The 26,683-nt window shown below is 46.7% G+C and carries 25 protein-coding genes; 10 read left to right on the top strand and 15 right to left on the bottom strand.

The features are described from left to right. Nucleotides 1-184: 184 nt before the first annotated feature. Together infC and thrS are read right to left on the bottom strand one after the other, a co-directional pair. Nucleotides 185-793 carry a translation initiation factor IF-3 gene (infC, locus tag FSB75_RS02265; RefSeq protein WP_146782114.1) on the bottom strand — a complete coding sequence of 203 codons (609 nt, stop codon included), beginning with the start codon at nucleotides 791-793 and terminating at the stop codon, nucleotides 185-187. A 155-nt stretch (nucleotides 794-948) separates the two neighbouring features. Next, on the bottom strand, nucleotides 949-2,892 hold the full coding sequence (gene thrS / locus FSB75_RS02260; RefSeq protein ID WP_146782111.1) for a threonine--tRNA ligase: 1,944 nt from the start codon (nucleotides 2,890-2,892) through the stop codon (nucleotides 949-951). Nucleotides 2,893-2,968: 76 nt separating this feature from the next. Here thrS and FSB75_RS02255 point away from each other — a divergent pair, with 76 nt between their 5' ends. Continuing rightward, a complete protein-coding gene (locus FSB75_RS02255; protein WP_146782108.1) occupies nucleotides 2,969-4,075 on the top strand; it encodes a hypothetical protein in 1,107 nt (368 codons plus the stop codon). A 124-nt stretch (nucleotides 4,076-4,199) separates the two neighbouring features. After that, nucleotides 4,200-5,258 (top strand): hypothetical protein, encoded by a 1,059-nt coding sequence (locus tag FSB75_RS02250; protein ID WP_146782105.1) that lies wholly within the window; start codon nucleotides 4,200-4,202, stop codon nucleotides 5,256-5,258. A 50-nt stretch (nucleotides 5,259-5,308) separates the two neighbouring features. On the opposite strand, the gene FSB75_RS02245 is transcribed toward FSB75_RS02250, so the two are convergent. From FSB75_RS02245 to FSB75_RS02225, 5 genes are all read right to left on the bottom strand, one after another. Further along, nucleotides 5,309-6,883 carry a M28 family metallopeptidase gene (locus FSB75_RS02245; protein ID WP_146782102.1) on the bottom strand — a complete coding sequence of 525 codons (1,575 nt, stop codon included), beginning with the start codon at nucleotides 6,881-6,883 and terminating at the stop codon, nucleotides 5,309-5,311. A 236-nt stretch (nucleotides 6,884-7,119) separates the two neighbouring features. Beyond that, nucleotides 7,120-7,521, bottom strand: a complete 402-nt coding sequence (locus FSB75_RS02240) for a type II toxin-antitoxin system VapC family toxin (protein ID WP_262711948.1) — start codon at nucleotides 7,519-7,521, stop codon at nucleotides 7,120-7,122. Between the two features lie 29 nt (nucleotides 7,522-7,550). Beyond that, on the bottom strand, nucleotides 7,551-7,772 hold the full coding sequence (locus tag FSB75_RS02235; RefSeq protein WP_146782096.1) for a hypothetical protein: 222 nt from the start codon (nucleotides 7,770-7,772) through the stop codon (nucleotides 7,551-7,553). Nucleotides 7,773-7,973: 201 nt separating this feature from the next. Next, on the bottom strand, nucleotides 7,974-10,331 hold the full coding sequence (locus tag FSB75_RS02230; RefSeq protein ID WP_146782093.1) for a TonB-dependent receptor: 2,358 nt from the start codon (nucleotides 10,329-10,331) through the stop codon (nucleotides 7,974-7,976). Between the two features lie 69 nt (nucleotides 10,332-10,400). Further along, nucleotides 10,401-11,021, bottom strand: a complete 621-nt coding sequence (locus FSB75_RS02225) for a DUF3347 domain-containing protein (RefSeq protein WP_146782090.1) — start codon at nucleotides 11,019-11,021, stop codon at nucleotides 10,401-10,403. Nucleotides 11,022-11,174: 153 nt separating this feature from the next. Here FSB75_RS02225 and FSB75_RS02220 point away from each other — a divergent pair, with 153 nt between their 5' ends. Next, the gene (locus tag FSB75_RS02220) at nucleotides 11,175-13,154 is read left to right on the top strand and encodes an ABC-F family ATP-binding cassette domain-containing protein (RefSeq protein ID WP_146782087.1); all 1,980 of its coding nucleotides are present in this window, start codon (nucleotides 11,175-11,177) and stop codon (nucleotides 13,152-13,154) included. Between the two features lie 100 nt (nucleotides 13,155-13,254). Here the strand turns inward: FSB75_RS02220 and fcl are convergent, their stop codons facing one another. Further along, nucleotides 13,255-14,202, bottom strand: coding sequence for a GDP-L-fucose synthase (gene fcl / locus FSB75_RS02215; protein ID WP_146782084.1), 948 nt, complete (start codon nucleotides 14,200-14,202; stop codon nucleotides 13,255-13,257). A 74-nt stretch (nucleotides 14,203-14,276) separates the two neighbouring features. Then, nucleotides 14,277-15,197, bottom strand: coding sequence for a glycosyltransferase family 2 protein (locus FSB75_RS02210; RefSeq protein WP_146782081.1), 921 nt, complete (start codon nucleotides 15,195-15,197; stop codon nucleotides 14,277-14,279). 89 nt (nucleotides 15,198-15,286) lie between these two features. Between FSB75_RS02210 and FSB75_RS02205 the strand changes: the two genes are divergently transcribed. From FSB75_RS02205 to FSB75_RS02195, 3 genes are read left to right on the top strand one after another with little or no spacing between them, the layout of a single operon-like run. Continuing rightward, entirely contained in the window at nucleotides 15,287-16,036 is a 750-nt protein-coding gene (locus tag FSB75_RS02205) for a DUF268 domain-containing protein (protein WP_146782078.1), read from the top strand. Nucleotides 16,037-16,052: 16 nt separating this feature from the next. Further along, nucleotides 16,053-16,889: an FkbM family methyltransferase gene (locus tag FSB75_RS02200; protein ID WP_146782075.1), complete on the top strand. Its 837-nt coding sequence runs from the start codon at nucleotides 16,053-16,055 to the stop codon at nucleotides 16,887-16,889. Nucleotides 16,890-16,920: 31 nt separating this feature from the next. Further along, the gene (locus tag FSB75_RS02195; RefSeq protein ID WP_146782072.1) at nucleotides 16,921-17,775 is read left to right on the top strand and encodes an alpha-1,2-fucosyltransferase; all 855 of its coding nucleotides are present in this window, start codon (nucleotides 16,921-16,923) and stop codon (nucleotides 17,773-17,775) included. On the opposite strand, the gene FSB75_RS02190 is transcribed toward FSB75_RS02195, so the two are convergent. Further along, on the bottom strand, nucleotides 17,746-18,519 hold the full coding sequence (locus FSB75_RS02190) for a menaquinone biosynthetic enzyme MqnA/MqnD family protein (RefSeq protein ID WP_146782069.1): 774 nt from the start codon (nucleotides 18,517-18,519) through the stop codon (nucleotides 17,746-17,748). The genes FSB75_RS02195 and FSB75_RS02190 overlap by 30 nt on opposite strands. A gap of 105 nt (nucleotides 18,520-18,624) precedes the next feature. Here FSB75_RS02190 and purB point away from each other — a divergent pair, with 105 nt between their 5' ends. Beyond that, entirely contained in the window at nucleotides 18,625-19,971 is a 1,347-nt protein-coding gene (purB, locus tag FSB75_RS02185; protein WP_172623044.1) for an adenylosuccinate lyase, read from the top strand. Here purB and FSB75_RS02180 read toward each other — a convergent pair. Then, the gene (locus FSB75_RS02180; RefSeq protein WP_146782066.1) at nucleotides 19,965-20,405 is read right to left on the bottom strand and encodes a nuclear transport factor 2 family protein; all 441 of its coding nucleotides are present in this window, start codon (nucleotides 20,403-20,405) and stop codon (nucleotides 19,965-19,967) included. The two genes, purB and FSB75_RS02180, sit on opposite strands and share 7 nt — an antisense overlap. Before the next feature lie 180 nt (nucleotides 20,406-20,585). Here FSB75_RS02180 and FSB75_RS02175 point away from each other — a divergent pair, with 180 nt between their 5' ends. The 3 genes from FSB75_RS02175 (at nucleotide 20,586) to FSB75_RS02165 (ending at nucleotide 23,488) form a co-directional block, all read left to right on the top strand. After that, nucleotides 20,586-21,224 (top strand): Spy/CpxP family protein refolding chaperone, encoded by a 639-nt coding sequence (locus tag FSB75_RS02175; RefSeq protein ID WP_146782063.1) that lies wholly within the window; start codon nucleotides 20,586-20,588, stop codon nucleotides 21,222-21,224. Nucleotides 21,225-21,317: 93 nt separating this feature from the next. Further along, the gene (locus tag FSB75_RS02170) at nucleotides 21,318-22,658 is read left to right on the top strand and encodes a pseudouridine synthase (RefSeq protein WP_146782060.1); all 1,341 of its coding nucleotides are present in this window, start codon (nucleotides 21,318-21,320) and stop codon (nucleotides 22,656-22,658) included. Between the two features lie 104 nt (nucleotides 22,659-22,762). Further along, on the top strand, nucleotides 22,763-23,488 hold the full coding sequence (locus FSB75_RS02165; protein ID WP_146782058.1) for an RluA family pseudouridine synthase: 726 nt from the start codon (nucleotides 22,763-22,765) through the stop codon (nucleotides 23,486-23,488). Nucleotides 23,489-23,649: 161 nt separating this feature from the next. Here the strand turns inward: FSB75_RS02165 and FSB75_RS02160 are convergent, their stop codons facing one another. The 4 genes from FSB75_RS02160 to FSB75_RS02145 form a co-directional block, all read right to left on the bottom strand. Next, the gene (locus tag FSB75_RS02160; protein WP_146782055.1) at nucleotides 23,650-24,291 is read right to left on the bottom strand and encodes a peroxiredoxin; all 642 of its coding nucleotides are present in this window, start codon (nucleotides 24,289-24,291) and stop codon (nucleotides 23,650-23,652) included. A 31-nt stretch (nucleotides 24,292-24,322) separates the two neighbouring features. Next, nucleotides 24,323-24,712 (bottom strand): OsmC family protein, encoded by a 390-nt coding sequence (locus FSB75_RS02155; RefSeq protein ID WP_146782052.1) that lies wholly within the window; start codon nucleotides 24,710-24,712, stop codon nucleotides 24,323-24,325. A gap of 156 nt (nucleotides 24,713-24,868) precedes the next feature. Beyond that, nucleotides 24,869-25,846 carry a cation diffusion facilitator family transporter gene (locus FSB75_RS02150; protein WP_146782050.1) on the bottom strand — a complete coding sequence of 326 codons (978 nt, stop codon included), beginning with the start codon at nucleotides 25,844-25,846 and terminating at the stop codon, nucleotides 24,869-24,871. 52 nt (nucleotides 25,847-25,898) lie between these two features. Then, the gene (locus FSB75_RS02145) at nucleotides 25,899-26,645 is read right to left on the bottom strand and encodes a superoxide dismutase (protein WP_146782047.1); all 747 of its coding nucleotides are present in this window, start codon (nucleotides 26,643-26,645) and stop codon (nucleotides 25,899-25,901) included. Nucleotides 26,646-26,683: the final 38 nt, after the last annotated feature.

The raw sequence follows: 26,683 nt of genomic DNA, 5'->3' as shown, positions 1-26,683 counted from the left end.
GCTGCGGGTTCAACGTGTTTTGAAGGGAGCAAATGTAGCCCAAAGCCGCCGCATTGTTGGTAGGTCTGGCGTTAAAATAAAAACCCTCCGCTGGCGGCGGAGGATATTAAAAATATGCAATGGGCAATAAACAATTTGCAATTCAAAACGGCCCTGCTTTTTGCCTGTTGCCAATTGCTCATTGTCAGCCCGCCTGCGGCTTTGGCGCATTTTTGGGTTTCTTGCCCGTTTTCGGGGTAAAAATGGCCAACATGCGCTTGCCTTCCAGTTTGGGCATGCTTTCCAATTGGCCCACTTCTTTCAGCCTGTCGGCAAATTTTAAAAGCAGCAATTCGCCACGGTCTTTAAACTGAATGGCGCGGCCTTTGAATTGCACATAGGCCTTTACTTTATTGCCTTCCTTCAAAAAGCTTTCAGCGTGCTTTGATTTGAAATCAAAATCGTGGTCATCGGTATTGGGCGTAAAGCGAATCTCCTTCATCTCGGTCGTCTTCGCGTTCGCCTTCATTTCCTTTTCCTTCTTCTTCTTGTCGTAAAGGAATTTGTTGTAATCTATAATGCGGCAAACCGGCGGATCGGCTTGCGGAGAAATCTCAACGAGGTCAAGCTCTTTTTCCTGCGCCATTTTCAGCGCTTCTTGCGTGGGGTAAATGCCCACCGTTACGTTTTCTCCCACCAGCCGTACCTGGGGTACGCGAATGTGATGGTTGATTCTGTGTTCTGCTTCTTTGCGGGGAACAAAACGACCCCTGAATCCACCGGGCTGAAAACCGCCCCTGTTTGGTAATGCCATTTACGAGTTTTAAAGTTTACCCCTGTTTCTGAAACGGAGCACGGGGTTGATGATGCTTTTTGTATTTAAAAATAAAAAGTTCAAATCTTTTTGGATCAAAGGCCAGAATAACGATTAAGCTTTCGTTGCGTCGCACTCTTGTACGTCCGGGAATACTACTCGCTTCTTCTCTCTTTCACTTCAGCCACCACTTCCTGCAAAAATTCGTCCACGTTCTTTGCGCCCAAATCGCCTTTGCCTTGTCGTCTAACCGAAACTTTTCCTTCGTTCGCCTCCTTCTCTCCTACCACCAGCATGTATGGAATCTTCAGCAATTCCGTATCGCGAATCTTCTTTCCAATCTTTTCGTTCCGGTCGTCAATCTCCGCACGAATATCCCATTTTTTTAATTTTTGCAAAACATCTTTTGCGTAGTCTAAAAACTTGTCGGAGATGGGCAAAATCTTTACTTGCACAGGTGCTAACCAAGTCGGGAATTTGCCTGCATAATGCTCCAACAAAAAACCTATGAAACGTTCGTGCGTACCCAGCGGGGCTCGGTGAATGATCAGCGGCGTTTCAGTGGTATTGTCCTCGGTGGTGTATTGCAGCTTAAAGCTTCTTCCTTGCGAAAAATCCACTTGGTTAGTTGCCAGCGTAAACTCGCGGCCAATGACGCTGTAAATCTGCACGTCAATCTTAGGGCCGTAGAAAGCGGCTTCGTCCTGCACTTCCACGTAAGGAATGTTTGATTCAATGAGTACGTTGCGCACCATTTCTTCGGTTTCTTTCCAAAGTTCCGGCTCGTTCACGTACTTCACGCCAAGCTTTTCCGGCGAGTGCAGCGAGAGCCGCATCACGTATTTGTCAATGCCGAAGATTTTAAAATACTTCATGTACATCTCATTCACAGCGCGGAACTCGCTGGCGAATTGCTCCTTTGTACAGTAAATGTGTGCATCGTTCATGTGCAGGCAGCGCACCCGCATCAGGCCAAACAATTCGCCGCTTTGCTCGTACCTGTAAACCGTTCCGTATTCGGCAATGCGATACGGAAGATCGCGGTAACTTTTCGGCAGCGCCGCGTAAATCTTGTGATGGTGCGGGCAGTTCATGGACTTGAGATAATACTTCTCTCCTTCCATTTCCATCGGCGGATACATGCTGTCGGCATAGTACGGCAAGTGACCGCTGGTGAGGTACATGCTTTCCTTTGCAATGTGCGGCGTTACCACGCGTTTGTAGCCGGCTTCCGATTCGGTTTCTTTCGCCAGCTTTTCCAGTTCTTCAATGACCACTGTACCGTTTGGCAGCCACATGATCAAACCAGGACCCACATCGTCATCCATTGTATAAATGCTCAGTTCGCGACCAAGTTTGCGATGGTCACGTTTCTTGGCTTCTTCCAGCAATTGCAGATACTCGTCCAACTGCTTTGCCGAGGGAAACGTAACACCGTATATGCGGGTAAGCTGTTTGTTTTTTTCATCACCCTTCCAATACGCACCAGCAATGTTTGTAAGCTTGATGGCTTTAATAAAACCGGTGGCCGGAATGTGTGGCCCGCGGCACAAATCGGTAAAGCCACCTTGCGTATAAAACGTGATTTCGCCATCCTGTAAATTCTGCAACAGATCGAGTTTGTATTCGTCGCCTTTTTCGGTGAAGTATTGCACGGCTTCGGCTTTTGGAATGGCTTTGCGAACGTATGTGTTGTTTTGCTTTGCCAACTCGGCCATCTTCACTTCCAGCTTGCGCAAGTCTTCATCAGAAATGTGCCGGTCGCCTAAGTCAACGTCGTAATAAAAACCGTTGTCCACCGGCGGACCCACCCAAAACTTCACGCCCGGGAACATGCTTTCAATGGCCTCGGCCATCAAGTGCGCAGAGGAATGCCAAAACGTGCTTTGTCCGCCTTTATCATCCCAGGTCAACAATTTCAATGTGGCATCTTTTTCAATCGGACGAGTGGCATCCCACACTTCACCGTTGATCTCTGCGGCCAAAACTTTGCGTGCCAATCCTTCGGAAATGGATTTGGCAATATCCACTGCTGTGCTGCCTTTTGGCACTTCACGCACGGCGCCGTCGGGCAATGTAATTTTAATTTGTTCATTCATAAAGAGCGCCAAAATTAACAAAATCGAACACTTGTCCACGAATTTGAAAATCGGTGATGCGCTAATTTCACACACCATGAAGAAAATCGCTCCTTTCTTTTTTCTCTTCGCGTTTTTTCAACTCTTTTATACGGCTGCATTTGCACAGGATTTAACCGGCATCTGGCGCGGCTATTTTATGACGGAAGGCGGCGATCAATACAAATACGAAGTGCAAATAAATCAAACGAAGAAAGCAGGCTTGTCGGGAGTCACATATTCCTATCTTGATACACGATTTTATGGCAAAGCCGTATTTACCGGCAATTATACCAAAGCGTCCAACGCAGCACTGGTGCAGGAAATAAAAACCGTAGAAGTGAAAATGGCTGGCGGTTCCGTGGCTTGCATCATGAAGTGCCGCTTGGGTTATTCGCGTTCAGGCAAGGAAGAGTTTTTGGAAGGAACGTACACCAGCACTTACGAAAAAGCCGATCCATTTTTTGATGTAAAACGCGGCGGCAATTGCGGCGGAGGAAAAGTTTTTTTGCGCAAGGTCAGTACTTCGGATTTTTATGTAGAGCCGTTTTTGCGAAACAAAAAACTGACGCCGTCTCCGCCAAAAACCGAAACCGCAAGAACAACACCGCCCAAAAAACCTGTTATCACCAAACCTCCTGCAAAAACATCCGTTGCCAAAACAACGACGCCAAAAAAGACGGAACCGCTTGTAAAGAAACCGCAAAACAAAATCGTGGCGATTGAACCGGAGAAAAAGAAAACCGACGAAGTGACGGTGAAGCCAAAAACGGTTGAACCAAAAATTGTCCCCACGCCGGTTACCATCCGTGACCGCAAAAACGAACTGACAAGACTCATTACGGTCAGCAACAGTGAAATTGACATCAGCCTCTACGACAACGGTACGATTGACAACGACACGGTGAGCATTTACCTTGACGGCCGGTTAATTCTTTCCAACAAGCGCCTTTCGAACGTGCCCATTAAATACAAATTGCAGCTTGACGAATCAAGCCCCGAACACACATTGGTAATGGTGGCCGAAAACATGGGCGACATTCCGCCTAACACTTCGCTGATGATCATTCAGGACGGCGATAAACGTTACCAGGTCAGCATCGTTTCCACCGAGCAAAAGAATGCGATGGTGCGGTTTCGGTACGAAGGGAACAACAAGCAATAAGCTATCGCCAACCCTCGATTGCCGATTGCCGTTAAAATTCGCGGTGGTTTCTTCAACCTTGCTGAAAGCCGTTGGAATACATCTGCAAAAAGTTTAATTTACTTACCGGGTTAAACTTTCTGCCATGAAATGTCTTTACCACTGCACCTTGCTTTTTCTTTTTACCGCTCCGTTTTGCGTTGCGACTGCACAAACAACAAGAACGGACACGGCGTTCCAACACCTGACGCAAAAGGCTTTTTTTAGCGAAGAACAAATCTTGCCTCTTACGTTGCGAAGCGACTTTCAAACATTGAAGCACAAAAAGAAAAAAGACGCATTTCAAACAGCCACCGTTTCATTCATCGGGTCAGACGGGCAACTGATTATTGAACCGGTTCAAATTGCGGCCCGCGGCGAGTTTCGGCGGGAACATTGCGACATGCCTTCGCTAACGATAAACTTTAACGTGCAGGATTCGGGTCCTCTTTCAAGCCTGAAAAAACTAAAGATGGTTTGCAGTTGCAACACGCGGGATTACCAGCAGGAACTTTTATTGAAAGAATTTCTTGTTTATAAAATTTACAACCTGCTTACCGACATGAGTTTTAAAGTGCGGCTGGTAAAACTAAACTACGTTGACACCAACAGAAAAGACAAGGCCGACGAACAATATGCGTTTTTTATTGAAGACCTGAACGCACTGGCAAAGCGCAATCATTGCAAGCCCTATGAAGTAAAAAAGCCAACGCCTCTGATCACCGACAGGGCTCAGTCAACGCTCCTATATATTTTCCAGTTCATGATTGGCAACCTTGATTGGTCGGTTCTCAATCAGCACAACGTAAAACTTATTCAGGCAAGAAACGATTCGCTGTCGGCGCCTTATGCCGTGCCTTACGATTTTGATTTTTGCGGGTTGGTGAATGCGCCTTACGCTTTCCCGCAAGAAGAATTTAACGTAGAAAAAGTAACCGACCGAGTTTATCGCGGCCACCCAGCGAACGAAGCCGAAGTTGCCATTGCCACACAAATATTCACGGATAAGAAAGAAGCCATTTATCGTCTCGTCAACGGCTTTGCTCTCCTATCGGAAGCACAACGAAAAAGCATGATTAAATTCTTAGACGAGTTTTACCGCACGTTGAACAACAAGCGGGATGTACGTGATATTTTTATAAACGTTTCGCGTAAAAACCGGTAATAAAAAAAGGAAGCGACTGCTTCCTTTTTGTTTGCAAAATTTTGCCTGCATTAAAACCCTTGTCTCCCTTCCCTGGGCTTTGGCAATTCTTTGCGCGGCATCATTTCGTCACGTTGCGACGTGTTGTAAACAAAGGTTGCGACGATGGTTGCCGCCTGTTTCAAATCGTCGGGAACGAGATGATCATACGTATCCATGTTGCTGTGGTGCGTTCTTGTGTCGTATTCAATTTCGTCCTGAATAAATTGGAAGCCCGGAACGCCAACCGCGTCGAAAGAAACGTGGTCTGTACTTCCGGTATTGCTGATGGTTAAAGTAGAAGCGCCGAGGTCTTTAAACGGCTCCAGCCATTTGGCGAAAATGGGCCGAACCTGTTCGTTGCCCTGCAAATACACGCCGCGAATTTTTCCTGTGCCGTTGTCCAAATTATAGTAAGCCGAAATCTTGCTTTGCAGCGGTTGCAACTGCATCGTGGCCGGATCGCCGACGTGCATTTTCACGTAATTCCTTGAACCAAACAAGCCTTCTTCTTCGCCGCCCCACAAGGCTATGCGAATGGTGCGGCGAGGCTGAAAGCCCGATGCCTTCAGCAAGCGAATCGCTTCCATCATCACCGCACAACCGGCCGCGTTGTCAGTAGCGCCGGTGCCGCTGTGCCACGAATCAAGGTGCCCGCCGAGCATTACTACCTGGTCTTTTAATTTCGGATCGGTGCCGGGAATTTCACCAATAACGTTGTAGCCGTTCAAATCTTTTGTCAAAAATTTCGTGCGCACATCGGCTTCAATTTGTACTGGAATACCCGCATTTGCAAGACGTTGCACCCGCAAATAATCATCGCTTGATAAAACAACGGTGGCCGGTGCTTCGGGTGCGTCTTTGGCGTATTGTCCGCCGCTTTGCACAAAGATGGTTCCTTCGTTTCCGCGGCTGCTGCTCAACACCAAAGCCGGGCCTTCCTGCAGGTAAAAATTATTTAAAGCACGGGTGAAGGCCATGCGTGCCTGGAAAGTTTGCCGCAGGCTTGGGTTGCCCTGGAAGCGGTTGCCTTGCTGACCGGGTTGTTGCGGTTCGGCCTTGGCCATCTTGTCCAGTTCTTCGTCGGTGTAGCGGGCCGCATCGGCTTTAAAACCGTTCTTCAAGGTATCGTTGCTCCACAGCATCACGATTTTGTCTTTCAGTTTGCCGGCGTATTGCAGCAATCCCGCCGAATCGGTGGCTTTGATTAAAACCACATCAGCATTCATCGTTTTGTTTCCGGGTGTGCTGCCGGTCCATGCTTTGGGTTGTGCAACAAACGGAACGTAATAAGGCTTGGTCATGGCCACGTAGCAACGCTCTTGTTGCCAGCCTTTGCCAAACTCGCCCCAGCTTTCAATTTTTACGTTCTTCAGTCCCCAGCTTTCCAGTTTGCCTTTGGCCCATTGCGCCGCGTTCATAAAACCCGGCGAAGCGGTAAGGCGCGGGCCGCTTACATCGGTCAAATAAAAAGCGTGTTGCATGACCTGTGAGTGCTGAAGGCCTTCTTCTTTGAATTTGGCGATCATGGCTTCGTCGCCTTCTTTTTGTGCGAACAAAAACAGCAGCGAAAGCTGGCTCACACCAAGCAGAAAAAATTTTTTCATGTGCGGTTGAATTTTAGCAGAGATAAAGAAAACGAAAGTTAAGAAAGGTTAGGATTTGCGGTGAAGAAGATGTACGAAAAGGATTGAGAGATGTTGGCTAACGGTGAAGGTATTTCTGCAGTAGCGGAAGTCCGAGTTACGTCAGTCTAAATTTATCACTAAAGATTAATAGAATTACTATTGTTCAGCACTTGTTCTTCTGCCGCTATTGCAGAAATACCATGTTGGCAGATGTGCTATTGCAACTCACCAACTATAATAACCGTTGTTTCGCTGACTGCTTTTAATCTGTTGTCGTTTGTCAAAAAGTAGTCTGCTCCAAGTTCAATACAAGTAGCAAGTTGAATGGCGTCAGGTGTTCTTAAATTGTACTTGGCTCTTAACAGAGCCGCCTGTTCAGCGATGGCTGGTGTAACATCAACTAATTCTATGCTTGGAGCTGTGGTTAGAATATCCCGGTATTGTTCGGCGATAGCATTTTGTCCTTCTCGCAAGGGCTTCACTAAAACTTCAAGCAGTGTCACCGAAGAAGTGACAAAAGAAAAGCCGCCCACGTCATTGAAGTCGAAAAGACGGGTAAGAATTGGTTGGTAAGCGCTGTGTCCTTCAATGAAATAAATTAAAGGTGCGGTGTCCAAAAAGACGGTTTTCGAGGCAAAATCCTGAATTACCATTGCCGTTCTTCATCAATGTATTTATCGATATTATCCGCACTCTTCCAAATTTCGCTTCCCATACCTAAAAGTGACGTCAAGCGGGTTGACGAGGCCTTCTTCGTCTCCCTTCGCTTCAGCAAAGATGCCATCCGCTGAAGAAGCGTTAATTGGTCTTGCTTGTCAAGTTGCTTTACCTGAGAAAGTATGTCGTCTATATTTAATGATGTTGCCATAAAACTTAATTCTCAAAGTTACAGAAATCACCAATAAGCATTTCTGCTAACACGCTAATATACGCTACTCCTTATACAACTTTTAGCTGATTATCAAACTAAACTTGTATCCGCAATACTTGCTGAATAGTCTCACTTAAAGCACAAGAGTGCGACGCAACGAATGCTTAATAGCAGCACTGAAGTTTGGTTCATAAAAAATCAAAACCGGAAATTCCACGTTACACTCGGCAAAACCGGAAACAGCGAAACCTGCTTTGCCTGCACTTTCAGTGTGCCGTTGAACGCACTTCCCTCCTGGCTGAAATAAATAAAATATGGATTGGCGCGGCTGTAGGCATTGTAAACACTGAACACCCAAAAACTTTGCAGTCGCTTTTGCTTTTTCGGTTGCGGCGTGTAAGTAGCCGACAAATCCAGACGATGATAAGAAGGCAAACGATAAGCGTTGATTTGGCTGTACTCCTGCGTCAGCACGCCGTTGATGATGTAAAAACGTTGCGGCAGCGAGGTAGCGTTGCCGGTAGCAAAAACAAACACAGCCCCGAATTTCCACTTCTTGCTATGCTCGTACGTGGCAACAACCGAAAGATCGTGGCGGCGGTCGTATTTCGCCGGGTAGGTTTCGCCGTTATTTAATTGCGGAAACTTGCGCCAGGTCCACGAAAGCGTGTAACCAATCCAGCCCGTTAACCGTCCGCGTACTTTGTTTACAAACCACTCGGTGCCATAACTCCAGCCTTTGCCAAACACAAATTCCTCTTCGGGATCAATCAACGATGGCGTGTAACCTTCGCGGTACTCAATTTGGTTTTGCATCGTTTTGTAATAGGCTTCAACGGAGGTTTCGTATTCGTTGTTCCGGAAGTTTTTGAACAAGCCCGCGGCGTATTGCCAGCTTTTTTGCGGCGCTACGCGAAAGGTGCTCGGTACCCACAAATCCGTTGGCAGCGTCGTGCCGGCATTGCTCACCAAATGAATGTATTGCAGGTTGCGGGTGACGGATGCTTTGATGGAGGTTGTTGAATTAACCGCATACCGTGCCGTTGCTCTCGGTTCAAACCCGTTGTAGGTTTTCACGGGTTGAAAGTCTCTGTACACTGTACTGTCAAGTTTATTCTGATTGGCATCGGTCACGTATTTCGTGTAAGGCCCAACCTGCGTGAAAGAGCTCCAGCGCAAGCCGTAATTCAGTTTGAGTTTCTCGCTCAAATCCCAATCGTCCTGCACATACAAAGCATTTTCAATAGCGTGTTTTACCGCCGCGTTGCTTGGCTTGAAAATGATGCTGTCCTGCCGTCCTGATGTTACGTTTGGCGTGAACTTGTGATAGGTTGCTAGGCCGCCGAATTTGATCTTGTGCGCACCCGAAGGATAATAATCAAAATCTATCTTGCCCGAGCCGTCGCGGATACCCGATGCCAGCTTGATTTGAAAATTGTTTTGCGCCGCGCCAAACGAAAAATTGTAATCGTTGTAAACGAGAGTTGTGTTGGCAAACAGTTTCCGGTTGAACACATGATTCCAGCGCAGCGTGGCGGTTGAATTGCCCCAGGGAATATCGGCTTTAAATTCAAGTTTGGCGTTGTGAAAAGCAAAAACGTCACGGCCAAAATAGCCGCTCAAAAACAAACGGTCTTTATCCGAAAAACGGTAATTGATTTTTGCGTTCAAATCATAGAAATAATAGCCCGAGCCGTAGAAGTTGCTCGTCTTTTTAATGAAGGGTTTTACCAATGCATCCACGTAGGTTCTTCGTCCGGAAACAATAAACGAAGCCTTGTCTTTTTTGATGGGGCCTTGCACCGAAAATCGCGAAGCAATCAAGCCAATGCCGCCTTCTGTGACAAACCTGTTGCTGTTGCCGTCTTTCATTTGCACGTCAAGTACAGAAGAAAGGCGGCCGCCGTATTGTGCGGGCATTCCGCCTTTGATGAGCGAGGTATTTTTAATGGCGTCGGAATTAAAAATGGAAAAGAAACCAAACAAGTGACCGGTGTTGTACACTACTGCTTCGTCAAGCATGATGAGGTTCTGATCAGGCCCTCCGCCCCTCACGTAAAAACCTGCGTTGCCTTCACCCGCATTGCGAACGCCGGGCAAAAGTTGGATGGCTTTTAAAATGTCCACCTCGCCCAAAAAAGCCGGAATGTTTTTGATTTGATTTACCGACAAATCAATCTGTCCCATTTGTGCGGCCCGCACATTCACGTCGCGGCGGCGGTTATACACAATTACTTCGCTTAAGGCTGCGGCTTTGGGAAGGAGAAAGATATTTTGTTGAAGGTTTTGCGAAAGCGAAATGCGCTGCGATTGCGAAAGATAAGAAACGTGCGAAACGGTTAAATCGTACTCACCTGAATCAAGCGTGATGGAATAGAATCCGTACTGGTTGCTGCCGACGGATTTACCGTCAATCACAACAGTTGCGCCAACAATGCTTTCGCCGCTGGCGCTGTCTTTCACGTAACCGTTAACGGTAAACTTTGTTTGTGCAGAAACGAAGAAACTTGCAAGGAGCAAAAGAAAACCAAGACCCGCTTTTCCAAACTGCTTCATTACAAGGATAAAATTAATTATATCGAATAAAACCAATTCCCGACCCCTAATCACCGATCTCACAATCCCCTATTCCTTTCCGGTGTGGTCAATCGTTTGCTTCGTTTCACCGCAGGTGATCATGCCCTTTCCATACGTTGGATGATGCAAGCCCATGTACGGGTTGCGGATTTCTTCTTTCTTGCTGATCCATTGCCCCGGCTTTGTGTCGTCAAAGGCCATCGGGCATTCCTGCAGGTAAAGCTTTTCGCGGTCGTACCGAACGGTGTTTAAAAGTTGGTGAAGGTTGTCTGTTAAATTATTAAAAGCCTCGCGTTGCGGACGAATGGCCTTTTCAGAAGCAATGGTTTGCAGTTCGCCCTTCGCATTGTCAACAAAGGCTTGCGCCGTTTCGTAAATGCCCGAGGTGTCTTTTTTTAATTCGTCCAGCTTTACGTTATCCAAATCTTTCGTAAGTGTCTGCGCTGTTGCGGCCACGCCTGCCGAATCCCAGTTCACAAATTGTTCGGTGAGTTTGCCGTAATCGTTAAGGGTTGTGGCAACAGCGTTGTTGAAGCTGTCGGTGTGTTTGCTAACGGTGAGGGCCTCTTGTGAGGGTGCGTCGTGACGGGTATTTTTGGGCCGGACAACGAGCAGCCAGGCAATGATGCCAGCACCGGCAAGCACGAGAAAGATAATAACGGGTCGCATGAAAAAAATTTGTACAAAACTAACCGCAGATTAGAGGATTTTAAACGGATTGCCCCGGTCGGAAAAGCTTTTGCAAGGCATTCAGATTTTGTTGCGCAAATTTGCGGGTTCAGAAAAATCCGAAATCAGAAATCTTAAATCTCAAATTGACCTATGCTCGCTGGTTTACAAAATGTGACGTTTGAATTTGGTGCGCGAACCATTGTGGAAGATGCCACCTGGCACATTCATCCTTCCGAACGCATTGGCCTGATTGGCTATAACGGAACGGGAAAATCAACTCTGCTGAAGGTGATCGTAGGCGAATACCTGCCCAGCAAAGGCACCGTGGAAAGAAGCCGCGGCACCAGCATCGGTTACCTGCACCAGGATCTTCTGAGCTTTGACACGAATGAATCCATTTTGGAAGTGGCGCTCCATGCTTTTGACCGGGCTAAAAAAGTGCAGAAAGAACTGGACGAGATCACCGTAAAACTGGAAACCGATTCATCCGAAGAACTGCTGTTGGAATACAGCCACAAGCTGCACGAATTTGAAGAAGCCGGCGGCTACGAGATTGAACACAAAACAGAAGAAGTTTTGCAAGGCCTGGGCTTTGCCAATGCCGATTTGCAAAGGCCTTACCGCGAGTTCAGCGGCGGCTGGCGCATGAGGGTTCTGCTGGCCAAGATGATTTTACAAGCGCCGGATTTACTGCTGCTTGACGAACCGACAAACCACTTGGACCTTCCTTCAATTGAATGGCTCGAAAAATATTTGCAGCACTACAAAGGCGCGGTTGTCATTGTAAGCCACGACAAATATTTTTTGAACCGCATGGTGAAAAAAATTGTTGAACTCTATCAACGCGAACTGCACATCTACAACGGCAATTATGATTACTACGAAAAAGAAAAAGCCGTTCGCATTGAAATGCAACAAAAGGCTTACGAAAATCAACAGGATTATATCCGCCAGAACGAACGCCTGATTGAGCGCTTCCGCGCCAAAGCCAGCAAAGCTGCGATGGCACAAAGCGTCATAAAAAAATTGGACAAGCTTGACCGCATTGAGGACGCGGCGTTGGAACGCCCCGACATCCGCATCAATTTTAACGTGGACAAAACGCCGGGCAAAGTGTTGGTAGAGCTAAAGCACGTCTCAAAGCATTTTAAAAACATCGACATTTTAGAAAATGCTTCCGCAGAAATAGAACGCGGCGACAAGATTGCCTTGATTGGCGCGAACGGCAAGGGCAAGTCAACGCTCTTGCGCATCATTGCCGGCACGGAACCGTTTGAAGGCGAACGCAAGTGGGGCCACAACATTGACCCGGCTTTTTATGCGCAGCACCAATTGGAATCGCTGCACATGGACAATACCCTTTTGGATGAAATGCGCGAAGCCGGCGCAAAAAAAACAGACCTTGAATTAAGGGCTTTACTCGGCGGCTTTTTGTTTGGCGGCGATGACGTGGACAAAAAGATAAAAGTGTTGAGCGGCGGCGAGAAAGCAAGGGTTGCGCTGGCAAAAACCATCATCAGCAAAGCCAATTTTCTTTTGCTTGACGAACCGACAAACCACCTCGATATCCACTCCACCGAATTGTTGATTGAAGCACTCAACCGTTACGAAGGAAGCATTATTCTCGTAAGCCACGACCGTTATTTCATTTCAAAAATCGCCAACAAGATTTGGGAGATCAAAGACAAAGAAATAAAAGAATTTAAAGGCGGTTACGAGGAATGGGTGGAATGGAATGAACGCATGGCAGCTAGAGAAATCAGCAACCGGCAATCGGCAATCGGCAATCAGAAGCAAGAAGATAGAAAGAAAGAAAGTTCAAAAAAGCAAGAGACGATTGAACCCAAAGAACCCCGGCAATCCGCGGTCAATCAATCCACGGTTCAAGCCGAATTAAAAAAGCAGCAAAAGCTTTTTCAAAAGCTGGAAAAAGACGTGGCGGAGCTGACGGCAAAAAAAGACAAGCTGGAAGCGAAGCTTGCGCATCCCGATACCTATTCAAACGGAGAAGAGTTTAAAAAAACCGAAGCCGCTTACAAGGATGTTACAACAAAACTCGAAGCCGCAAACAAAGAATACGAAATTGTTTTTGAGAAGATGATTTCGTTGGACGAAGACCTGTTGAAGTAAAGCGTTCCTGCAATTATTCATTTGAACGATTAGCAGGATGCGGCGCATCTTCCGTTGAAAGATTCCTTCAACAACAGCATTAAAAATTATTCCGCTCACATTAGGCTTCTTTCAAGGCGCCCTCTTTTTCTTTCAGGTAATGTCCATACGCTTTTTTCAAACCTTCTTCTAACGATACCTGATGCTTCCAGCCAAGGGCATGCAGTTTGGAGCTGTCCATTAATTTTCGCGGCGTGCCGTCGGGCTTTTCGGTATTAAAAACAATTGCGTCCTTATAGCCGGTTACTTTCGCTACTGTCTCGGCCAATTCTTTAATGGTCACTTCTTCGCCGGTGCCCACGTTTACAAACTCTTTTTCGTCGTAGTTGTTCATCAGGAAAAAAGAGGCGTCGGCCAAATCATCAACGTACATAAACTCCCGCAATGGCTTGCCTGTTCCCCAGATTTCTACTTCAGGCAAATTTTCTTTTACAGCCGTATCAAACTTGCGAATGAGCGCCGGAAGAACGTGTGAGTTTTGCAGGTGATAATTGTCGCCTTGTCCGTATAAATTGGTGGGCATGGCCGAAATAAAATTGCAGCCGTATTGGTCACGATAGGCTTCGCACAATTTGATGCCCGCAATTTTAGCAATGGCGTAAGGTTCGTTGGTTTGTTCGAGAAGACCGGTCAGGAGATATCCTTCTTTGATGGGCTGCGGTGCCATCTTTGGATAAATGCACGAACTGCCCAGAAACAAAAGCTTTGTCACCTTGTTGCGATAAGCCGCGTGAATGATGTTTGCTTCAATCATCAGGTTCTCGTACAAAAAATCGGCGCGGTAAGTATTGTTAGCCACGATGCCGCCCACTTTTGCAGCGGCAAGAAAAACGTATTCCGGGGCTTCCGTTTCAAAAAAATCGTTCACGGCTTGCTGGTTGCGCAGATCAAGTTGCGAAGACGTTTTGGTAATGATGTTTTGATAACCTTCTGCTTTTAATTTTCGCACAAGGGCCGAACCCACCATGCCTCGATGCCCGGCAACGTATATTTTGCTGTTTTGCTTCATTGCATTTTTCATTGGTGCTGCAGTAAAATTCGGGCAAATGTAGCGGAATAAAGGCCGTTGTGCAAGTACACGGCCTACAGGAAAGCGTAGGTTGCAGCCATCAGCATTTTGGAAACAAAACCCTTCCGCAACAACGTTACCGGCACCTTGCTTTGCGCCTTTATAATGGTGCGAATAAAGCGCGGCAACCGTGCTTCCTCAATGCCGATAACGGTTATGTCATCCACCGACCGCACGTTATTGTTCCGCAGCAGCCGCCAGTAAAAATCAAAGACGACAATGCTTTTCGGTTTCCTGATTTTTTCAATCGCGAACGTGAGATTTTCGTAAAGTACAATGCTGCTGTCGTTAAGGCACTCGTTCGTTATTTGTCCCTCGTGCCGGCCGGTTTTAATCAGGTCTTGATCGGTGTACGCAAACTTTTTGCCGCCCTTGAAAAGACGATAGTAACATTCTACGTCAACAATCCACTTGAAGCGTTCGTCGTAAAGCTGCACCACTTGGCGCCGCAGTAAAACATTGCTTGGCGCGCCAAGCGTGTTTCGTGCAATCAGCAAAGAAGGATCGCGGTAATAACGATTGAAATAACTCCAAGGAAAAGCCTTGCCTTTCGCCAAATTTTCAATGCTTTCGTTTCTGCCAAAAGAGAAATCAACCGCAGGATTAATCCGGAAAGGCTTTAACAAAAGCGCAAGCGAATCGGGTCGTGCAAACTGATCATCGTGATGCAAAAGCAAAACAAATTCGCCTTTGGCTTTTTGAAGAACCGCATTCCAATTAGCCGGCGAACCCAAAGAAGGACTGTTTTTAAAGTAGCTTAACGGCAAGCGGTCAGCGTAAGTTTCCACCAGGCTTTTTACGGCATCGTCCGGCGTGTCGTCCGACACGAGCACTTCAATATTTTGGTACAATTGTGCGCAAACAGAATCCAGGTTTTCTTTCAACAAAAACGTTTGCTTGTACGTGGGAATGCAAATGCTGACCAGCGGATTCATGTGTGTTTAAAGAGGCGCAAAGATAAGCGGCAATACCAACTACGGAAAGTCTGAAGCGGATGCAGCGGGCAGCCTTTACCTTTGGCGCTATGTTCGTTAAAGATTATGCGGTACAAACGGCCAAGAAAGTCCTGATTCGCTATCCCAAAACCGCCGTTCGTTTTTTTCAATACCTCGGGCAATTTCGCCAGGTGAAAAAGGCAACCGGCAATCGTTTTCCCGTTCAATGGAAAGACGCTTATCCTTGCCTGAGCGATGCATTAAAGTTTACGCCTTTTGACCAGCATTACACTTATCATCCCGCTTGGGCTGCAAGAAAGCTGGCGCAAATAAAGCCGCATGAACACGTTGACATTTCTTCCATTCTTTCGTTTAGCTCCATCGTGTCGGCCTTTGTGCCCGTAAAGTTTTACGATTACCGTCCCGCGCAATTAAACCTGAATAATTTTTCTTCAGCCTTCGCCGATTTGCTTCGACTGCCTTTTGACAATGATGCAATCGAAAGCCTTTCCTGCATGCATACGATCGAGCACATTGGCCTTGGCCGCTACGGTGATCCGCTGGACGCAACCGGCGATTTAAAGGCCATTGCCGAATTAAAACGTGTACTAAAACCCGGCGGAAATTTGTTGTTTGTAACACCCGTGGGCAAACCAGTAATTCAATTCAACGCACACCGCGTTTATAGCTTTGAGCAGATTGCCGAATATTTTCATCCGCTTGTGCTGAAAGAATTTTCGCTGGTTCCCGATACTGGCGGATTGATTGAAAACGCAGACCCGAACATGGTGGCGCAACAACAATACGGCTGCGGCTGTTTTTGGTTTACGAAAGAATAAAAGCTTGCAGAGTTTTATGGCTGTTTCCGTTTCTACAATTTTGAAAGGCCTCGTTCATCGCTTGAGCAAAAAAAAGAAGTCTTCACGCTTTCCGTCGTTGAGCTGGACGAAAGAAAAAATTTTGAAGCACCAGGATGACAAAGCAATTAAGCAAATTCAATTTGGACATCTTCACGTCGCTTACAAACGACCGTACGAATTGCTGCACACGTACAAAGAATTGTTTGAAGACGAGATTTATTTTTTCAAGGCCAACACCGATGCGCCGTTGATCATTGACTGCGGTGCAAACATTGGACTAAGCGTACTTTATTTCAAAAGCCTTTATCCGAAAGCAAAGCTGATTGCATACGAGCCCGATGCGGATAATCTTACTCTTCTAAAGCAGAACGTTGAACGCAACAAATTAACCAATGTTGAGTGCCGCCAAAAGGCGGTATGGATCAATAACGAAGAATTGTTGTTCGCATCCGATGGAACACAGGGAAGCGGCATTGCTAACCAGCAAACATCAACAAACGTTGTAAAGATGCAAGCCGAACGATTGGCCGATGTATTGCAAAACACAAAAGTTGATTTTTTAAAAATTGACATTGAAGGTGCCGAACTAGAGGTTGTAAAAGATTGTGCGCCTTTCCTGCATAACGTCCAAAACCTGTTTGTAGAATACCACGGCAAAGCAGCGGAAAGTGAAAAATTAGCGGCTTTATTTGCGGTACTGAAACAGAATTTTCAAGTTTATATAAAAATGGCAGCCGATAATTTGGACCATCCCTTCGTTGAAAAAACAACAGGCGCAAGCTTTGATGTTCAACTAAACATATTTTGCTATCCTTTTAGTGAGAAGAAATAATTTGAAGATTGTAAACTTTTTGTCGCACCAAATGATCGTCACCAAAATCCTCGGCGGCTTAGGCAATCAACTCTTCCAATACGCGGCAGGCAAAGCACTTGCGGTACAAAACAACGCTGAACTTAAATTAGACCTCACCGGATTTAAAGATTACCAGCTTCGCGACTTTGAATTAAATCATTTCAATGTTGTGTACAACATTGCCACCGGTGAAGAAATAAAAGATTACAAAGCCAGTACTTCTTTTCAACGGATGAAGGCTCGCCTCTCTCCCGCTTCGCATAAGCGTTTTTACAAAGAACCTTTCTTTCATTTCGACCCGGCTTTTTTTTCCTTGCGTTCGCCGGTTTACGTGCAAGGCTATTTTCAAAGTGAAAAATATTTTGCCGCGGTAAAAGAAATCATCCGGCAGGAATTCGTTTTCAAAGACTCGTTTTCAGCAGAAATAAAAGCCTTCGCTCAAAAAATTTCGCAAGAAAATTCTGTTGCTGTTCACGTTCGCCGGGGTGATTATAAAAATGCCGAGAGCCTTCGTGTACACGGCGTCTTACCACAACAGTATTACCAGCAAGCAATCGCCTATGTGAAGAAACATTTGAGAGAAGAACCGCAATTTTATTTTTTTTCAGACGATCCCTCGGCCGCAAAAGAACTGACCGTTGAGGGTTCGGAAATTGTTTCTGGCCGCGTTGCCAAAAACCATTACGAAGATTTTTACCTGATGTCGCAATGCCGGCACAACATCATTGCCAACAGCAGTTTTAGCTGGTGGGCCGCCTGGTTGAATAACCACGCTGACAAGCTTGTCGTTGCGCCGAAAAGATGGTTCAACGAAGGCCCGAAAGACACGCAAGATTTATTGCCCGACACCTGGATTCGGCTGTAACGAATAATGTTTCAGCTTTTCCAAGAACAACTTCAAGCCCTCTCTTTTTTCAGGCGTCAGGTTATAATGAATGCAGCGGGTGAAATAAGTTTTCAAGTCAAAAAATGGCGAAGGGTTTTCTTTCGCCACTTCATCAATGTGCTGCAATCCCAAACGGTTAGCCTCGTTAAAACGTTCTTCAAACTCTTTGGGTAACGGATGCTTGCTGATCCATGCAGCAAACACAAAAGGCAAACCGGTATGCGCCTTCCATGCCTCGCCCAAATCATAAATGTATTTTGAGCGGCTTCGTTGTTCCAAAGCCCGGTCGCCAATGACAACGCCGGCGGTCGTTCCGCTGATTTGCGACCGGTAATCTTCGCCCGTAGCGTCAACCAGTTCAACATCTTTCTTCCAATATTCCCGCAAGAGAATTTTGGCCAGGTTCACCGAGGTACGCGACTGGTAATCGAGCAAAACTTTTTGAACGTTTTCAACCGGCACTTCGCTGAACAAACAAACCGATGCCACGGCTCCGTCGGCGGCAATGCCGTAATCTCCCACAATGTGCCATTGCTCCAACCGTGTTGTGGCCGCAACGGGTATCAGCCCTACATCCACTTTATCATCAATAAGCAATTGGGCAATTTTTGCGGGATAGTCTTCGATCAATTCAATTTCGTTCATTACGGCACTGCGACGAATGCCGTACAACAAGGGCTTGGTGTTTAAATAGCTGACCGCCGCTACACGTATCTTCTTCAAATCGTCTAATTTTGGGCGCTAAGATAACCGCGGATGGCCGGGATTATTGGAAGGATTGTCGCGATGAATTTTCGTGGAGTCTTCGCTCATCATTCATTACTCATTATGGATTTATCATCTCTTACCGCTATTTCGCCGATTGACGGACGTTACCGCAAACAAGTGCAACACCTTGACGAATATTTTTCGGAATATGCCTTGATTAAATACCGCGTGTTGGTGGAAGTCGAATACCTTCTTTTCCTCTCGCAAAAAAAGATGGTAGACCTGTCGGATAAAACCGCAAAAGAACTTTTCCGCATCAAGGAAGAATTCAGCATGGAAGATGCACTGGAAATAAAAAGTATTGAACACACCACGAACCACGACGTAAAAGCCGTGGAATATTTTATCAAAGAGAAACTGCGGACCATTGGTGAAGCAGACGTTTTGGAATGGGTGCATTTTGGTTTAACATCCCAAGACATTAACAATACCGCAATTCCTCTTTCGTGGAAACATGCGCTGGAGTTTGAATACTTTCCAGCCTTGCTGAATTTAAACAGCGAGTTGCGCTTGCTGGCCGGCGAATGGAAAGACGTTCCGATGCTGGCCCGCACACACGGACAACCGGCCAGTCCTACAAGGCTTGGCAAAGAAATCATGGTCTTTGTGGAACGCATCGAAAACGCCGTGGAGCAAGCATTGTACATTCCGGTGAGTGCCAAGTTTGGCGGCGCTACGGGCAATTTTAATGCGCATCACGTAGCCTTCCCAAAGAAAGACTGGATTGGCTTTGCCGGCGAATTTGTGGAAGACATTCTGGGCTTGCAGCGTTTGCAATTCACTACGCAGATTGAACATTACGACAACCTTGCCGCCAGCTTCGACAGCCTCAAGCGCATCAATAATATTCTGGTTGATTTTTGCCGTGACGTGTGGACCTACATTTCGATGGATTACTTCAAGCAAAAAACAAAAGAAGGTGAAGTGGGTTCGTCGGCGATGCCGCACAAAGTAAATCCGATTGATTTTGAAAACGCCGAAGGCAACCTGGGGCTTGCCAATGCCTTGCTCGAACATCTTTCGGCAAAGCTTCCGGTGTCTCGTCTGCAACGCGACCTGACCGATTCAACGGTTTTGCGTAACGTCGGAGTTCCGTTTGCGCACATCGTCATTGCGTTTCGTTCCATTGAAAAAGGACTGGACAAGTTGGTTTTGAACAACGAGAAGTTGGAAGCGGACCTGGAAGAGAATTGGGCCGTGGTAGCCGAAGCCATTCAAACTATTTTACGGCGCGAAGCATATCCCGCACCTTACGAAGCCTTGAAAGGCTTAACCCGGGGCAAGCAGAAAATTGACAAGAAAGCCATTCACAGCTTTGTGGATTCGCTGGACGTTTCTGCGGCGGTAAAAAAAGAATTAAAAGCCGTAACGCCGCATAATTACACCGGCGTTCATCCCGATTATTGACAACCTTTTTTGCGTCTTGTGTCAATGAGGTAATGAATTTTCCACTGGCCGCCTTCACGTATCAATTGAAAAGAATCTACGCCGCAGTGGCTGAATTTTCCGGCGTAATAAAACTGATACGGCGCCCAAACAACGGCAAGGTTGGCATCCACTTTCACCGTTTCAAAAACAATGCGTTCATCAGCCGAATCTTTTGGCAAGGACGCAATTTGTTTTGCAAATTCTTTCACCTCTTCATTCCTCACTTCACCGTTCGCCGTTACCGATTGCAAAAGAGCGGCATTGGTAAAACAGGCATCCAAAGCTGCGGCATCGCTGGCCTTCATGGCGGCAAACAGTTTGTTGACAACGGCTTTTACCGAGTCTTCGGGGGTTTGTGCCCGGAGCAATTGAACGCAGAAAAAAAGCAGAAGAGAAAGTGCAGTCTTTTTCATGCGTTGAAGATAATTTATACCGGCGGTTCGGTTTCACCGCTCATCATTTGCCGCCTTGCAAACAAGCCGTGGCCGCATTAAAGCCGATTAACCTTATTTAACCTCTCTCCTTTTAAACTTCATCTTTCTGCGTCCGTCTTTAATTCGTTCCTTTTAAAAAACAAAAAACACAATACCGTTATGAAAAAAATCTTAACAAGCGCACTGGCCATCGTTCTGTTTGTGGGCGCATCGCAAGCGCAAACAACAAGTCCCGAAAAAGGCCACCACCGCGGCCCCGGAATGGGCATGATGAAAGACTTGAATTTAACCGATGCGCAAAAGGCGCAACTGAAAAGCCTTCACCAGGCAGAAAAGAAAGAAATGGATGCGCTAAAGACAAGCGGCAACGTTACACCGGAACAACGCAAGTCGCTGCACGAAAAATACCGTTCGCAGTTTGACGCCGTGCTGACGCCAGCGCAGAAAGATCAGCTCAACAAAAAGAAGGCAGAATGGAAAGACAAGGGCAATAAAGATGATCGTGACTTCGGCAAGAAAGACGGCGCCCGCATGAACCACATGCCGTTCATGAATAAAGACCTCAACCTTTCCGCCGATCAGCAAACAAAGCTGAAAGGCATGGCCGATGAGTTCAGGACGAAGGCAAAAGACATTCGCAGCAACACAGCCTTAAATGATGACCAGAAAAAAGAACAAATGCGTGATTTGGCCAAACAGTTTCGTGAACAAAGCAAAACCGTATTGAACGCCGAGCAGCAAAAAAAGATGGACGAGATGCGCAAAGGCCGCAAAGACAAAACGGACAGAAACAGTTAATCCTTGCCCATACAGTAAGTTGCGCCCCGTCGGTAAGGCGGGGTTTGCTATTTTTGCCGTTCATCCTGTTGCAAAACAGCTAAACTCCAGCACATGAAAAAAGCTTCGGGCTTCGAAAAATTTTTTAAAGGAAAAGAAAAATCCGGCGGGGCAAAGAAGGAACAAATTCGCAAAGAAAAACGTGATGTTAGAAAAGAACGCGAAGAAGAAATAGCAGCCCACAAGCGGCAGAAACGAGCACAGTTCAGGGAGGCCAATAACGGCCAGCCACCGAAATACAACCTGGAACCGCCAACTTCGCGATTTCAAAAGAAAGCCTGCGACCAACGACCGAAGCCTTCCTTTAAAGTGGAAAAAAAGACCAATAACCAGGAGCCGCGAAACAAACGATTTGATAAACCAAGGGATTTTAAAAAACAAGGCGACAGACCTTTTGAAAAAAGAGAAAGGCCGTTTCAAAGCGATAAAAAAAGACCGGATTTCAAACCCGTTCGCAACCAACAAAACAACAAGGCTTCGTTTAGCCGAAATGAAAATCGTTCACCGGAAAGAGGACAAAAAAGTTTTGAAAGAAACAGCAGTGAACAAAGGCCTCACCGAGTACATTTAGCTAAACCGCAAGGTCAAAATAACAAACGTCCAATACCGAACGGTAAATACGACAGGTCGAACGCGAAACCGGAAACGCAAAATACAAAGCCTTTAACCGAAGCCATGCCGTTGAACAAGTACATTGCGCACAGCGGCGTTTGTTCGCGCAGGGATGCGGTGGATTTAATCAAAGGCGGTAAAGTGAAAGTGAACGGCGAACTGATTCTGGAGCCGGGTCATAAGGTTGCGCTTTCCGACGAAGTAAAAGTGGCCGGCAAACGATTGAATCCTGTGAAGGATTTTATTTACATCCTGCTGAACAAACCAAAAGATTACATCACCACTACCGACGATCCGCAAGAGCGCAAGACCGTTCTGGATCTTTTAAAAACTGCGCCGCCGGCACGCATTTACCCGGTTGGCCGGTTGGACAGAAATACGTCTGGCGTATTGCTTTTAACCAACGACGGCGATCTTTCGCAAAAGCTAACGCATCCGAGCAATGAAATAAAAAAAGTCTATGCCGTTACGCTGGACAAACCGCTGACGAGAGCCCATTTTGAAGCAATACTCAAAGGCGTGCAGTTGGAAGACGGTCCCGCCGGGGTTGACGTTCTCGCCTACACTGATGCCCAAGACCACACGCAACTTGGGGTTGAATTGCACAGCGGGAGAAACCGCATTGTACGCCGCATCTTCGAACATTTTGGCTACGACGTAAAAGCGCTTGACCGCGTGGTGTTTGCCGGACTTACAAAAAAGAACGTAAACCGCGGCAAGTGGCGTTTTCTTACCGAAAAAGAAGTACGGGATTTAAAGTTTTTTAAGAAAGGAAGAGGATGAATACGTGAGACGTGAAAGGTGAGACGTGAGACAGTAGTAAACTATAAATTGAAAGTCTTTACGGTTTCACGTGTGGCGTTTGACGTTTCATCAAATTAGAAAAGATGTCATTCATGATTGCCGACCATATTGTTTTTCAGAACGAAGATTTCGTTGCCATCAACAAACCTTCGGGTTTGCTAACGATACCCGACCGCGAAGGAAAAGAACTTTCGTTGAAGAGTATTTTGAAAGAAAGGTTTGGAGAAATTTTTACCGTTCACCGCCTGGACAGAGATACAAGCGGGCTTGTTGTTTTTGCCTTGAACGAGGCGGCGCACAAGCATCTGTCACAGCAGTTTGAAGCAAGAGAAACCGATAAAATTTACAACGGTCTTGTGTTGGGGAAATTAATAAGCGAAGAAGGCGTCATTAACGAACCAATTGCAGAACATCCCACGAAAAGAGGATTGATGACGGTGTGGCGAAAAGGCAAAGAATCGGTAACGGAATACAAGGTTTTAGAAAGCTTTCGGCTGTACTCGTTGGTGCAGTTTAAAATTCTGACCGGCCGGACGCACCAGATTCGGGTGCACATGAAACACATCGGCCACCCAATTGCCTGCGATGCCTCGTATGGAGACGGCAAACCGATCTTGCTTTCGCAGTTGAAAACAAAATTCAAACTCTCGCAGGCTGATGAAGAAGAAAGACCATTATTGAATCGGCTTGCTTTGCATTCATCGCAACTGTCATTTCACGGCATAAACAACGATCACTTTTCTCTCCAGGCGCCGTTGCCAAAGGATTTTCGGGCCACAATTAATCAGTTGCAGAAAGCAAAGCGTTGAGGAATAATTGCGATGTGCCGGGCAGACTTAACGGACGTACAAGAGTGACTTTCGGCTTCGCTCAAGAAAAACTTGCAACGAAAGCCGAAGAGAATTACAAAAGCCAAGTACATAAAAAAGCCCTCGTTGACCGAGGGCTTTTAACTATAAGAAATTTATTTTTAATTGTTCTCATCCGGCGTTGGCGTGTAGCGTAAATATGGCTTCACCACTTTCACGCCTTTTGGAAATTTCTTCATCGCGTCTTCGGTAGAAATGGACGGGACAACAATGGCGTCTTCACCCGGTTGCCAGTCGGCGGGAGTTGCCAAACTGTGTTTCGAGGTCAGTTGCAGGGAATCAATCACACGCAACACTTCGTGAAAGTTGCGGCCCGTAGAAGCCGGGTAAGTAATCATCAACTTAATGGTTTTATCAGGCCCGATAACGAAGAGCGAACGCACCGTTGCTGTTGCGGAAGCGTTTGGATGAATCATGTCGTAAAGCGTTGCCACTTCGCGGCCCTCGTCGGCAATGATGGGAAATTCAACGGTGCAGTTTTGTGTTTCGTTGATGTCGTTGCGCCAGCCAAAATGTTTGTCCAACGGGTCAACGCTTACCGCCAACACCTTTACGTTCCGCTTGGCAAATTCTTCTTTCAACAAGGCTGTGCGTCCGAGTTCGGTAGTACACACGGGTGTGTAATCCGCGGGGTGCGAGAACAAAACGCCCCAGCCGTTGCCGAGGAATTCGTAAAAATCAATTTCGCCTTCTGTTGTTTGTGCTTTAAAGTTGGGCGCCGGGTCGCCGAGACGTAAACTCATACTAAATGTTTTTGGTGGTGAGGAAATAAAGTTATTGTGTAATCACGATTTCGTATTGGATGGCTGAGTTTTTTTTCAGCATGGCCGCCACGCCGCAATATTTTTCGAGTGACAAATCTACGGCCTTCTTCACCTTCTCGCGGTTCTCTTCTTCGGTTTGCAAACGATAAGTGACGTGAATGGTTTTAAACACCCGCGGATGCTCGTCGGTTTGTTCGGTCTCCGCATCTACTTCCAAATTCGCAAAGGGCACCCGCATTTTTTCCAGGATGTCTACCACGTCAATGCCGCTGCAAGCCGCCAGGCCGCTTAACAGCAAAGCCTTTGGATTAAAGCCGCCTGCAGCGTCAATTTCAATTTTTGAATTCTCTTTGAACGAGTCGAAGGCTTTGCCGCCCTTCCAGATAGTGGTTGTTTTCATGAACGAGGTTTTAAAAGTGAACCGTGAGACGACAGACGTGAGACCGTAGTGAATGAAAACTTTAATAACTCTACGGTTTGACGTTTCACTTTTCACGTCTCACTTCTTTGCGTGTGCAAAACTAAGTGTCCGCGTTTCACCTCAAGGTGATTTTTCTTAGCTCTCTTCTTCTACGTCTTTCAAGGAATGCTTTTCGTTTTGCAGGGCATTGTCCATCGTCCATTCAACGCGTTCTTTAAACGGATGCTGCCGCACCGGACAATCAGATTTTTGGCAGATGTGGCATTGAAAATAAAGACAACCGTCGCTGTGAACAAAGAGTTCGAGCGACTCGCCAAAATCGGCGCGGATCAATCCGGCCAGCGCATCTATCTCGGCATGCGCCTGGTGTACATTCAAATACCAGGGCACGGTCAGGTGACAATCAAGATGCAAAACATTGCCGTATTTAATTACACGGAGATTGTGCAAATCCACCCAGTTTTCACGTCGCGAACCTTCGAGCAAAGCGATCATTTTTTCCAGCAGCTTCATGTCGGCTTCGTCCATGATGCCGGCCAACGATTCACGAAGAATTTTATATCCCGTATAAATAATAAACAAACCCATTGCCACGGCAACAGCGCCGTCAATCCACACCAGGTGCGTAAGGGAAATAAGCACCAAACCCGCAATAATGGCAATCGTTGAATAGGTGTCGGTTTGCAAATGCTTTCCGCTTGCTACCAATGCCAGCGAACCGGCTTTTTTCCCCTTGTGAACGGCGAAAGAGCCCAATATCCAGTTCACCAAACCCGATCCCGCAAGGAGGTAGATACCCACGTCTAATTTGTGAATGGGCACAGGCGAAAGAAGATTTCGCACGGCGGTATAAATGATTAACACACCCGCCGAAAGCACCAGCGTTCCTTCCACCGCAGCCGATAAAAATTCGGCTTTGCCGTGACCGTAAGGATGATCAATGTCGCGGGGCTTGGCCGCTACGTACAAACTGTAAAGACCGATGAAGCCGGCCACTACGTTTACGATGCTTTCCAGCGCATCGGTCAATACGGCTACCGAACCGGTAAGGTAGTAAGCCCAAAACTTTGCAACCAGCAGTAAGGAGGAAGACACGGCAATGATGCGTTGCATACGCAAATTGTCGGTGCCAGTCTGAGAAGTTGTCGTCAAAATAAAGCCGCAGTTAAAGGATGGATTGATAACGGCCTGCAACGTAATCCCAGTTCACAACCTTCCACCAATTGGCAATGTAATCAGGACGTTTGTTTTGATAGCGCAGGTAATAAGCGTGTTCCCATACGTCAAGGCCAAGCAGCGGGAAGCCTTTTGTTTCAGAAACGTCCATCAACGGATTGTCCTGGTTGGGTGTAGAACCAATGCGAAGGCGTTTATCTCCGTCAGTGAAAAGCCAGGCCCAACCGCTTCCAAAGCGATTTTTTCCAGCGTCCGTAAATTGTGTTTTAAAGGCATCAAACGAGCCAAAGGAACTGTCGATGGCAGAAGCCAAAGCCGCCGAAGGTTTGGTTGTACTGTTTGGTGTCATGCATTTCCAAAACATTTCGTGGTTGTAATGGCCGCCGCCGTTGTTGCGCATCTTGGTTGAATATTTTGAAACCTTCCGCAGCACGTCTTCCAATGGTTTTGTTGTATCCACGCCTTCCGCCTTTGCTGCATCGTTCAGGTTTGTTGCATACGAAGCAGCGTGCCGGGTGTAATGGATTTCCATTGTTTGTGCATCAACGGCTTCGGTTAGTGCGTTGTAAGCATAAGGCAGCGGCGTTTGGGCAAAACCCGTTGCATAAGCTTTCGATGCGCCTGCAGTCATTTTTGCGGGAGCACAGGAAGACAAAAGCCCCGAACCGAGGTACAAGCCAACACCCGCTTTGGCCGATGCAATGATGAAGTCGCGTCTTGGGGTTAAAGGTTTCATGAAGGTTGTTTTGCCAAAGGTAAAGAGGAATGATTAGC

Origin of the sequence: Flavisolibacter ginsenosidimutans (genome assembly GCF_007970805.1) — a bacterium.
Lineage (GTDB): Bacteria > Bacteroidota > Bacteroidia > Chitinophagales > Chitinophagaceae > Flavisolibacter > Flavisolibacter ginsenosidimutans.
Note: the sequence above shows the minus strand (reverse complement) of the source record. Positions and strands in the feature narration are given on the sequence as shown.

Coding starts and splice junctions, on each gene's coding strand:
- FSB75_RS02155 (WP_146782052.1), bottom strand. CDS start 24,712: ATGAAAACAACCACTATCTGGAAGGGCGGCAAAGCCTTCGACTCGTTC.
- FSB75_RS02195 (WP_146782072.1), top strand. CDS start 16,921: ATGATCGTCACCAAAATCCTCGGCGGCTTAGGCAATCAACTCTTCCAA.
- FSB75_RS02230 (WP_146782093.1), bottom strand. CDS start 10,331: ATGAAGCAGTTTGGAAAAGCGGGTCTTGGTTTTCTTTTGCTCCTTGCA.
- FSB75_RS02245 (WP_146782102.1), bottom strand. CDS start 6,883: ATGAAAAAATTTTTTCTGCTTGGTGTGAGCCAGCTTTCGCTGCTGTTT.
- FSB75_RS02170 (WP_146782060.1), top strand. CDS start 21,318: ATGAAAAAAGCTTCGGGCTTCGAAAAATTTTTTAAAGGAAAAGAAAAA.
- FSB75_RS02235 (WP_146782096.1), bottom strand. CDS start 7,772: ATGGCAACATCATTAAATATAGACGACATACTTTCTCAGGTAAAGCAA.
- FSB75_RS02210 (WP_146782081.1), bottom strand. CDS start 15,197: ATGAATCCGCTGGTCAGCATTTGCATTCCCACGTACAAGCAAACGTTT.
- FSB75_RS02165 (WP_146782058.1), top strand. CDS start 22,763: ATGTCATTCATGATTGCCGACCATATTGTTTTTCAGAACGAAGATTTC.
- FSB75_RS02200 (WP_146782075.1), top strand. CDS start 16,053: ATGGCTGTTTCCGTTTCTACAATTTTGAAAGGCCTCGTTCATCGCTTG.
- FSB75_RS02150 (WP_146782050.1), bottom strand. CDS start 25,846: ATGCAACGCATCATTGCCGTGTCTTCCTCCTTACTGCTGGTTGCAAAG.
- purB (WP_172623044.1), top strand. CDS start 18,625: ATGGATTTATCATCTCTTACCGCTATTTCGCCGATTGACGGACGTTAC.
- FSB75_RS02250 (WP_146782105.1), top strand. CDS start 4,200: ATGAAATGTCTTTACCACTGCACCTTGCTTTTTCTTTTTACCGCTCCG.
- FSB75_RS02225 (WP_146782090.1), bottom strand. CDS start 11,021: ATGCGACCCGTTATTATCTTTCTCGTGCTTGCCGGTGCTGGCATCATT.
- thrS (WP_146782111.1), bottom strand. CDS start 2,892: ATGAATGAACAAATTAAAATTACATTGCCCGACGGCGCCGTGCGTGAA.
- FSB75_RS02180 (WP_146782066.1), bottom strand. CDS start 20,405: ATGAAAAAGACTGCACTTTCTCTTCTGCTTTTTTTCTGCGTTCAATTG.
- FSB75_RS02160 (WP_146782055.1), bottom strand. CDS start 24,291: ATGAGTTTACGTCTCGGCGACCCGGCGCCCAACTTTAAAGCACAAACA.
- FSB75_RS02220 (WP_146782087.1), top strand. CDS start 11,175: ATGCTCGCTGGTTTACAAAATGTGACGTTTGAATTTGGTGCGCGAACC.
- FSB75_RS02175 (WP_146782063.1), top strand. CDS start 20,586: ATGAAAAAAATCTTAACAAGCGCACTGGCCATCGTTCTGTTTGTGGGC.
- FSB75_RS02255 (WP_146782108.1), top strand. CDS start 2,969: ATGAAGAAAATCGCTCCTTTCTTTTTTCTCTTCGCGTTTTTTCAACTC.
- FSB75_RS02205 (WP_146782078.1), top strand. CDS start 15,287: ATGTTCGTTAAAGATTATGCGGTACAAACGGCCAAGAAAGTCCTGATT.
- infC (WP_146782114.1), bottom strand. CDS start 793: ATGGCATTACCAAACAGGGGCGGTTTTCAGCCCGGTGGATTCAGGGGT.
- FSB75_RS02145 (WP_146782047.1), bottom strand. CDS start 26,645: ATGAAACCTTTAACCCCAAGACGCGACTTCATCATTGCATCGGCCAAA.
- fcl (WP_146782084.1), bottom strand. CDS start 14,202: ATGAAGCAAAACAGCAAAATATACGTTGCCGGGCATCGAGGCATGGTG.